Annotated in this window: 7 protein-coding genes; 4 read left to right on the top strand and 3 right to left on the bottom strand. The window is 39.7% G+C overall.

Translation table 11 applies throughout. The features are described 5' to 3' along the window. The first annotated feature begins 435 nt into the window (after positions 1–435). From HMPREF9078_RS05005 to HMPREF9078_RS05020, 4 genes are all read left to right on the top strand, one after another. On the top strand, positions 436–1683 hold the full coding sequence (locus HMPREF9078_RS05005) for an ABC transporter permease (RefSeq protein WP_009419657.1): 1248 nt from the start codon (positions 436–438) through the stop codon (positions 1681–1683). A 226-nt stretch (positions 1684–1909) separates the two neighbouring features. After that, a complete protein-coding gene (locus tag HMPREF9078_RS05010) occupies positions 1910–2833 on the top strand; it encodes a tyrosine-type recombinase/integrase (protein WP_002671087.1) in 924 nt (307 codons plus the stop codon). A gap of 32 nt (positions 2834–2865) precedes the next feature. Next, the gene (hpf, locus tag HMPREF9078_RS05015; protein ID WP_002671089.1) at positions 2866–3156 is read left to right on the top strand and encodes a ribosome hibernation-promoting factor, HPF/YfiA family; all 291 of its coding nucleotides are present in this window, start codon (positions 2866–2868) and stop codon (positions 3154–3156) included. Positions 3157–3270: 114 nt separating this feature from the next. Further along, a complete protein-coding gene (locus HMPREF9078_RS05020; protein WP_009419658.1) occupies positions 3271–4464 on the top strand; it encodes an OmpA family protein in 1194 nt (397 codons plus the stop codon). Positions 4465–4603: 139 nt separating this feature from the next. Here the strand turns inward: HMPREF9078_RS05020 and ligA are convergent, their stop codons facing one another. From ligA to HMPREF9078_RS12125, 3 genes are all read right to left on the bottom strand, one after another. Next, positions 4604–6592: an NAD-dependent DNA ligase LigA gene (gene ligA / locus HMPREF9078_RS05025; RefSeq protein ID WP_009419659.1), complete on the bottom strand. Its 1989-nt coding sequence runs from the start codon at positions 6590–6592 to the stop codon at positions 4604–4606. Between the two features lie 32 nt (positions 6593–6624). After that, positions 6625–9300: a putative LPS assembly protein LptD gene (locus HMPREF9078_RS05030; protein ID WP_009419660.1), complete on the bottom strand. Its 2676-nt coding sequence runs from the start codon at positions 9298–9300 to the stop codon at positions 6625–6627. Between the two features lie 179 nt (positions 9301–9479). After that, positions 9480–9662, bottom strand: a 183-nt coding sequence (locus tag HMPREF9078_RS12125; RefSeq protein ID WP_009419661.1) for a hypothetical protein, incomplete at its 5' end; no start/stop codon positions are given.

The following is a 9662-nucleotide window of genomic DNA, read 5'->3' on the forward strand; positions in this document are numbered from 1 at the left end:
GGTATAGAAAGGGTGTGTAAAAAGTTGATTAATAATATGATACAGCGATGCAAAAAATAGCAAAAAGAGGGTTTCGAGGCGAAAGAAAGAGGAATAGGCACTAGGCCTTAGGCCATAGGCACTAGGGGAATATGACGGAAAATCAAAGGAAACCTCTCCCTTTACACATACCCAGCTGTCGCTGGCTACCTTCAAAGAGGGAATGTAGAGACAGAGAAAGTGGAGGTGATGTGGTAAAAACTTCTTGCTGGCAGTCTTCAAAGGGGGAATGTGGCGACGGAAAAAGTGAAGGTGATGTGGTGAAAACTTCTCGCTGGCTGTCTTCAAAAGAGGGTGTGTAGTGACGAAGAAGTGGAGGAAAGAAAAAAATATTTCGTATTTAATTAAAAAAAATAATGTACATTTGCAAAAAAGAAATACAAGTATAACTGACCTATGTTTATTTATTTGCAGCTATTAAAGGAGAGTTTTAACTTCGCAATCAAATCGTTGCGAGACAATAAGCTCCGCACTTTCCTTTCGTTATTGGGTGTAACGGTGGGAATCTTCTCTATTATATCGGTATTAGCGGCGGTTGATTCGCTGAATAGAAGTATTCAGGAGAGCCTTTCGGGGTTAGACAAGAATATGATAAACGTCTCTAAATTCTCTTTTGCTCCTACCGATGTACCCCGTTGGCAACGCTTGAACTTTCCGCAAGTTAGCTATCAGGAATACGAATTTATGAAACGCGAAATACCTAATACTGAAGCTGTGGTGTATGAATTGTTTGGGGTATTTTCGACGATAAAATACAATGGCAAAACGATTCCGTCGCCTACTATACAATCTACTTCGGCAGGAGTTGAACAAATAAGTGATATTAGGATAGAAAAAGGTAGGTTTTACAACGAAGCTGAAGCTAATGCCGGCACTGCGGTAGTTATATTAGGGCATAATCTGGCTGAACAGCTTTTTGGTGAGGAAGACCCTATGAATAAAGAGATACGCATTTTCGGTAGGAAACTTACTGTGATTGGTGTGCTGAAAAAATACGGTGAACTTGGCGGAGGGCCTGATGAGAATGCTTATGTGCCAGCTAATTTTATAAGGGGCTTTATGAATACAGGCCCACAAGGGCTACCCAGTGGAGTAGTGTTAAAGCCTAAAAAAGGAGTAGATATGGCGGAGTATGAAGCGGTATTGCGCCAGAAATTCCGTGCTTATCGCGGACTTAAACCTGAGGATATAGATAACTTTTTTGTCAATAAAATATCGTCGTTTACTGATATGATAGACGAAACGATTAGTATGATGAACGTTGTGGGCTGGATTATAGGAGGCTTTTCAATCTTGGTAGGAGGCTTTGGTATTGCTAATATTATGTTTGTGAGTGTGAAAGAACGCACGAGCCTTATAGGCGTACAAAAGTCGTTAGGAGCTAAAAACCAGTTTATCTTGTTTCAGTTTTTGTTTGAAGCGGTGCTTTTGGCTATCATCGGAGGACTTTTTGGGTTGTTCTTTGTGTGGTTACTTACCTTTATAATTCCGAGTAGTACTGATGGGTTTAACTTTGTGCTATCGTTTAAGAACGTAGCGATAGGCTTAGGAATCTCGTTTGTAGTAGGTTTGCTTTCGGGTATTATTCCTGCATCGTCGGCTGCACGGCTCAATCCTGTGGAAGCGATTAGAACCGGACAGTAATGTAAAGAGATTTCGATATATTTAGGAAGAAAAGAAATTTTATAGGAAGAAAAAGAGAAATATAACTCTCTCATTTTCTACAAGTAAAAAAATAATTAACAATTCATCTTAAAATTTAACACTTTTTTTATGGAGTATGTCAAAAATATTTACTTATTTTGTAGCGAAGAAAGGTGAGAACCTTGCTTGAGAAACTGAGTTTACTAATCAACTAAATTTTTAACCTATGTCTATCAACGCCTTTATTATTTATCTTTCGATAGAGATGAAATATTCTGACCATACAGTTGAGGCTTATAAACACGACCTTAGGAGTTTTGAGAAGTTTATTAAGAGTCTATATGAGGAAAAAGGGGAAGATTGCTGTTTAGAACAAGCTGACCAAGAAGATATAAAGAAATGGATTATACACTTATCGGATGAAACTATTTCATTTAGGAGTATCAATAGGAAGTTATCGGCTTTAAAGACTTATTACAATTTCTTGAAGAAGACGAAACAGATAGAAATAAGTCCGTTTGAGAAAGGCATATTTTTATTGAAAACGGAGAAGAAGCACAAGTTGCCTTTTTCGGAAGCTGAGATTGAAAAGGTGTTGTCTTTTTTTTCATCGAAGGATTCATTTGATGAAGTGAGGAATAGGGCAGTGATTGAGACGCTTTATGCTACGGGTATACGTCGCTCAGAGTTGTCTGGACTGAAAGTAAGCGATGTGGATTTTGAGCAAAAACAAATAAAAGTGCTTGGGAAAGGTGATAAAGAGCGGTATATACCTATTATTCCTGAGCTTGAAAACACTCTTAAAGAATATTTAGTTTTAAGAGAAGAGGTAAAGAATGAAAAAAGCCAGGATTATCTATTTTTAGTAAAGAATGGTAAAAAGATATATTCGACACTGGTATACAGAATTATTAATTCGTATTTTAGTGTTGTAACAACAAAGAAAGATGTGAGTCCTCACGTATTGAGACACTCATTTGCGAGTCATTTGTTAGATAATGGAGCAGACCTTTATACTGTGAAGGAACTACTGGGGCATTCCAGCTTGGCTTCTACCCAAGTGTATACGAACACCAGCTTGGCTGAACTCAAAAAGCAGTATAAGAAAGCACACCCTCGGGCAAAAGGCAATAGCAATGAGGAAGAATAATTGAATTGTTAAACCTTAAATTTGTAAACATTATGAAAGTACACGTACACCCAGTTGATTTTACAGTCGACCAAAAATTAGTAGACTTTATTCAGAAAAAACTTGATAAGCTCGATAATTTTTACGATAGGATTATCGAAGCAGATGTGCATTTGAAGTTGGAAAATACCAATACCAAAGAAAATAAAATAGTAGAAGTGAAAGTACATATCCCAGGAGAAAGTCTTGTGGTAAAGAAACAGTTTAAGACTTTTGAAGAAGGGGTTGATAGTGCTATCACACCATTGGAAAGAATGTTATTAAAACACAAAGATAAGCACTAAAAACTTATGCAATAGAGAAGAGCAGAAGTTTTAAAGTTTGTTAAAAACTTTTTGAATACAAAAAAAAGTTATACCTTTGCCCCAGTTTTTGTATAATTATAAAATCAGAAAGTAATGAAAAGAAGCATTTTACTATTGGCTTCATTGGTTTTCTTTGGAGTCCAAGCACAACAGAATGACTATAACAAATGGTCTATTGATATAAATGGAGGGTTTAATAAACCTACCACTCCTTTTACAAGTGGGTATAGTACTAATACGCCTAATTTATGGAGCACAAATGCAGGTGTGCGCTATATGGCAAACAACAAGTTTGGGGTTCGCTTAGGCGGTGGTTACGACGTTTTTAAGAATGATGACGATACGCCTAATTTTGAATCTAGACTTTGGAATGTAAACCTACAAGGGGTAGCAAACCTTGCGAGTGTTCTTAGCTTTGAAGAATGGACTAGTGACTTAGGATTACTATTGCACGCAGGTTTTGGATATTCACAGCTTAATAGTGATTATATTTCTAAACCCGACCAAATAGCATTTCTTACAGTAGGTCTTACTCCTCAGCTGAGAATTTCTAACCGTATAGCCTTTTTGCTTGATGCCTCAATGTACATCAATAGCAAGCAACAACTTACTTATGACACTAAGTCTGCTAATGGACAACAAGGCTTCCAAGGAAACCACTTTACCCTTACTGCTGGTTTAAATATTGCTCTTGGTAAACACGGTAAACACGCCGATTGGGCAGCAGCTTCTAAAAAAGACGAATTAGAAGAAGTGGCTCAACGCGTAGCTAACCTTGAAAATAACGTTGCTGACTTGAAGAGCGAAGTGGCTAACAAGCAAAACAAAATGAACGATGCTAATGGCAACAACGTTCCTGATGAAATTGAAAGCTACTTAAACGACAATTACAAAGCAAAAGATAAAGTAGGTGAAAACGGAGAAGTAAAAGATGATGATGTAGCTGCTGACCTCATTAGAAAAGGTTATATCAATGCTTACTTTGATTTTAATTCATCTAAACCACAGATATCATCTTCTTGGGCTGTAGATTTTGTAGCTAAATATATGAAATCTAATCCTAATGCACACATTAATATTAATGGTTACGCTGATGAATTAGGAGGTACTCAGTACAACCAAACTTTATCACAAAAACGTGCTGATGCTGTGAAAGATTTGCTTGTGAAAGCAGGTATTGATGGCTCTCGTATTACTGCCGAAGGAAAAGGCGTAGATGCAAGTGTTGATAAGAACTCTTCAAGAGCACGTCAGTTAGCTCGTAAAACAACTTTTGAATTGAAATAGTAAGTATAATCGACTTAGAATAATAATGACAAATGCCCCCAAAGGTTAGTACTTTTGGGGGCATTGCTTTTTATGAGAAGGATTATTTATTTTAACAAACAAAGAGAGGACTATAGCATAAAAGGATATGCAACTCTACTTACAAAATCATTGCATTAAATTCTTCTTCACTAATCATCTTCACACCTAATTGTTCAGCTTTTTCTTTCTTACTTGGTCCCATATTATCGCCTACTATCACGTAATTAGTTTTAGAAGAGATAGACGACCCTACTTTACCTCCGTGTTGTTCAATAAGGGCTTTGAGTTCCTCCCGTGAATACAAGTGAAAGACCCCAGAAACCACAAAGGTAAGCCCTTTGAGGGTATCAGTTTGACCTTCGGTAGCTTGTTCATTAATCGAAAACTGCAAGCCATAGCCTTTGAGCCTATCTATGAGTTGACGGTTGTGGTCATCAGCGAAGAAGGTTACTATACTGCTGGCTATTTGGCTCCCTATTTCATCTACTTCCACCAACTGTTCGACAGTGGCATTTTCTAGGGCTTCAATCGTTTTGTAGTGGCGTGCCAGTTTCTTGGCAACAGTCTCACCTACATACCTAATCCCCAAAGCAAAAAGCACGCGTTCAAAAGGTATTTCTTTTGATTTCTGAATACCTTTAACAATATTCTCAGCACTCTTTTGTGCCATACGCTCTAAGGGGAGCAATTTCTCTACGGTTACCTCATAGAGGTCAGCATAAGTATGGATAATACCGGCACGGAAGAGTTGCTCTACCGTCTCTTCACCCAAGCCTTCTATATCCATTGCTTTGCGTGAGATAAAATGCTGAATCTTACCTGTAATCTGAGGCGGACAGCCATAAGCATTAGGGCAGTAGTGTTGCGCTTCGCCTTCGTTGCGCACCAACTTGGTACCACATTCAGGGCAATGGGTGATATATTTCACGGGCTGAGCATCTGCTTCGCGCTTATCTAAGTTCACGCCTACAATTTTAGGGATAATCTCCCCGCCTTTTTCTACATATACCGAGTCGCCTATGCGAATATCGAGCTTTTCAATCTGGTCAGCATTATGCAATGAAGCCCGTTTTACTACGGTTCCCGCTAATAACACGGGTTTGAGATTTGCTACCGGAGTAATAGCTCCTGTACGTCCCACTTGGTAGGAAATACTCTCTAAAACAGTGTCTACTTGTTCTGCTTTGAACTTGTAAGCCATTGCCCAACGCGGCGATTTTGAAGTATATCCTAACTCTTCTTGCTGGGCAATACTATCTACCTTTACCACTACCCCATCAGTTTCATAAGGCAAAGTGTGGCGTTTGGTATCCCATTCATTGATAAAGTCCATCACTTCGGCAGTAGAATGGCACAATTTGGAAATATTAGGTACTTTAAAGCCCCATTCGCGCGCTTTTTCTAAACTCTCAAACTGACTCTTTACACCTGTGTTCCCTACCAAAAAGTACAACAAGCAATCCAAACCTCGTTTAGCAACCTCGGCAGTATCTTGCAATTTGAGACTACCGCTGGCGGTGTTACGAGGGTTCATAAAAGGGTCTTCGCCAGCTGCTATACGTTCCTTATTGAGGTTTTCAAAGGCTTTTTTAGGCATTACTATCTCCCCGCGAATGTAAAAACGTTCAGGGTAATCGCCTTTTAGTTGCAAGGGTACTGAACGAATCGTACGCACATTGGCGGTAATATCGTCACCTTGAATACCATCGCCACGAGTAGTAGCTTGTTTAAGCTTGCCGTTTTCGTACAACAAATCTATAGAAGCTCCGTCGTATTTCAGTTCGCAAGTAAAGTTAATTTGGTCACTGCCCAACGTCTTGATAATACGCTGTTCCCATTCCTCTAAGTCTTCCTTAGAATAAGAGTTATCTAACGAGTACATACGGTATTCGTGTACTACGGTTGGAAAACTTTTAGTAACAGAACCTCCCACGCGTACAGTAGGCGAATTCTCATCGTAAAACTCTGGGTATGCTTGCTCTAAGGCTTGTAGTTCTTTGAGCTTTTGGTCGAACTCATAATCCGAAATCGTAGGATTATCCAACACATAGTAGTTATAATTGTGCTCATTAAGTTCCTCCCGAAGTTGTTGTATCTTTTCTTTCATAATTTTCTTTGTTACCTTTTACCTCTTACCTTTTACCTTAAGACCCTATCCGGCTCTTTGTTCTTCTCCCATTTTAGGTCTGAAAGCATTGAGGCTTTGATGCCGATAAAGAAATACCACGAACTGCGATAACCGAACGGAGTAAACTGAAAACTCATACGGAAACTGCTCAAATCGCGCTCAAAACGTAATTGGGTATAGGTGAATCCTTGGTTTACAAAGTCATAACCGCTCGAAACTCCTACCTGCCATTTGGGCGTGAGCGATACGTTTCCTGAGAACATTAGCGAGTTGTTGGATATCTTATTTTCGCGTGCCTGATTGCTATAAGTAAGCGAGTGTGCTAAGGTTATGTCCCAAGGGATAACTGCCTTGTAAAAGGTCTTCTTCTCATCTTTATCCTCGCCTTCTTTGCGGTTCTTATCCATATCCTGTACTTCGCTTAATGGTTTCGACGACCCAAAGAGGTCATCAGTACGTCCTCCCGCTACGTTACCCGTCTGTTTGTCTTTATTCTTGTCTTTTTTATCTTTGTTCGAGAATGAATAGTTAGTAGAAATATTGGCGTTAGTAAGCCTAAAAAGACTACCGCCGTTGTCTATATTCCATTTCTCCATTTGTCGTCCGTTGTTGTCTATTGCATAAGGGTTCAGTGTTGCTCCAAAGTTCACCCCGAGCTTCCCGTTGAAGAACGAAGTACCCCCCGTAATGTTCAGCGGACTAAACTGCTTGGTAATCACGTTGTAGTTAGAACTGAAATTGAGACTGTTCAAGAGCATTACCTTTTTGGGCTCAGCATCAGTGCTATCTTTCTGTTTCACTTTGGCTTCAAAGGTGTTTGCCAATGAGAACCCTATCGATTGCGACTCACCCAAACTTGGCGTACCGTAGATACCCCCCTCAAAACGGGTGTATTGTGAGCGGTTGCCATAAGCGTCCGAAATGTAATAATCGTAATACTGGTCAAAAGAAGGATTATAACCATAACTCACCGAGGGTCGCATCACGTGCCGAATAGCTTGTATTTTAGCGTTCTTGCCAAAACGGAAAGTACCGTAGATAGTTGTACCGAGACTCGCCCCGAGGTTGTACGTCATAAAGCGGTCAAAACCGCTGAGGGTGTCAATGCCCACCTTGCCCGTATTGCTGTTGAAGTCCTTACGGCGAATTGTCTTAAATTGCCACGTCTCGTTTACTGATGAGTTCAAGCCTAAGGTAACGTATTTAAATAGCTTAGCAGTTGTACTCACTGGTATAGAGTGTCGCACCCCGTTTTTCGCCTCATCGAACATCTTTTTACTAAAAAACAGACTGTCATAGGTCGAAAAACGATTATCAGCTTGCATACTGTATTGGAAATTCAAACTCTTGATAAGTCCTTTCTTCGTTTGTCCTTCACGGGCAAAAGGATAAATGCGCTCCATACTCGCACGCATCGAAGGGAGTGTCATATCAATACTTTTCGTATTCGTATTTTGTGAATGCGATGCCGATAGCGATAAGTTAATCGAAGGATATGCTGGGAATGTCTTGGAATACGAGATAGACGACATCATCGTGTTATTTAAAAAGTTCGACGTATTCGCTTGATTGTAGGATTCTTGATAATATCTACTGTTGCTCGATAGGTTCACCGAAGCCGAAAAGTTGGAATTAGGGTTAGCTTTGCCGTCTTTGGAATGCGACCACTGGATATTGTACATACGGCTACCTGAATAGTCAGGTAAACCCCTCATACTGTATATGTTATTCTCAAATGAAAGATTGAAGTTCCCTGAATACTTGTAGCGCTTCACATAAGCCGATTGTGCCCTAAGCCCATAGCTACCATTGGTATAATAGTCACCCGTAAGCGAAAGGTCAAAATTGTCGCTAATTACAAAGTAATAACCTATGTTCTGCAAAAAATAGCCACGGTTATTCACTTCTCCAAAGGTAGGGAAGATAAGCCCCGAAGTACGTCCCGATACCATAGGGTAATAAGCAAACGGAATAGCCAAAGGCGTAGGAATATCCACGATATACATATTGCTAAACCCTGCAATAACCTTCTTCTTAGGCACGAACTTCGCTTTGCGCACTTTGATGTAATAATCAGGGTCGTCGAGGTCTTCGGCAGTAGTAATAATCGCGTTTCTCATAAAGTAAGTAGAGTCATTCTCCTTCTTGATGATTTCGCCTTTTATGTTGTTTTCGTCCTGCTTGGTATAAGCATTGCGGATAATCGCCTTCTGGTTGCGGTAATTAAAACGTATCGAATCGGGCTCTATTACATCACTACCTTGCTTAAATACAGGGTGTTGGGTATATTCTCCCACACTGTCTTTTAGGCGTCCGGCATACACTTCGCCTTTCTCATAGTTAATCACGTCTATTCCCGCAGTGATGTCAATATCAGTATATTGCACATTAGTTTCGTTGTACAAGATGATTTCGTTCTTCACCTTGTTGAACACAATACTGTCCTTAGCCTTGTATTTCACAATGTCTTCCAAGGCATTCTTAGGTTTTTTAATCGTATCGTTTTTAAGGGAGTCTTTAGCTTTTTCCGAAGGTTTCTTAGGCTTAATACGTCGCCCACGGCGGTCGTTTTTAGGCTCTACAGTATCTTTTTTGATAGTATCGCGCACTGCCCACGGAGTTGTATAGTGAAAACCACCCGACTTAAAGGCGAATGATTCCGCATACCAAAGACAGGAGCTTACCACTAATAAGCTGATAATGAAAGTGAGTTGACGTTTATAATGTAACAAAGTTCTTTCTGTATAGTTTTATTGAGGGGTCAAAAATACAACTTTTTTTTGAATTAACTGCTATCTACGAAAAAATCAACTCCCAAAACACAAGATTTTACAAACAATAGCCCTTCACTATAACGTTGCCACACTCACCCTTTTTTCTTTGTGTCGTTACGCCGGAGATGCTTGAAAAGTCTCAAAATCGCTTTTGCATCGCAAACTTTTCCATAATTTAAAACTTTAGTAAAGTTAAAATCTCCTCCACATTTCCTCCATATTTCCTCCGCATTTCCTTCACTTTTTCCGTCGCTACATTCCCCCTCTCCTTGGGA

The sequence above is a fragment of the Capnocytophaga sp. oral taxon 380 str. F0488 genome, assembly GCF_000318255.2.
In the GTDB taxonomy this organism is placed as follows: Bacteria; Bacteroidota; Bacteroidia; order Flavobacteriales; family Flavobacteriaceae; genus Capnocytophaga; species Capnocytophaga ochracea.

Coding starts and splice junctions, on each gene's coding strand:
- ligA (WP_009419659.1), bottom strand. CDS start 6,592: ATGAAAGAAAAGATACAACAACTTCGGGAGGAACTTAATGAGCACAAT.
- HMPREF9078_RS05010 (WP_002671087.1), top strand. CDS start 1,910: ATGTCTATCAACGCCTTTATTATTTATCTTTCGATAGAGATGAAATAT.
- hpf (WP_002671089.1), top strand. CDS start 2,866: ATGAAAGTACACGTACACCCAGTTGATTTTACAGTCGACCAAAAATTA.
- HMPREF9078_RS05005 (WP_009419657.1), top strand. CDS start 436: ATGTTTATTTATTTGCAGCTATTAAAGGAGAGTTTTAACTTCGCAATC.
- HMPREF9078_RS05020 (WP_009419658.1), top strand. CDS start 3,271: ATGAAAAGAAGCATTTTACTATTGGCTTCATTGGTTTTCTTTGGAGTC.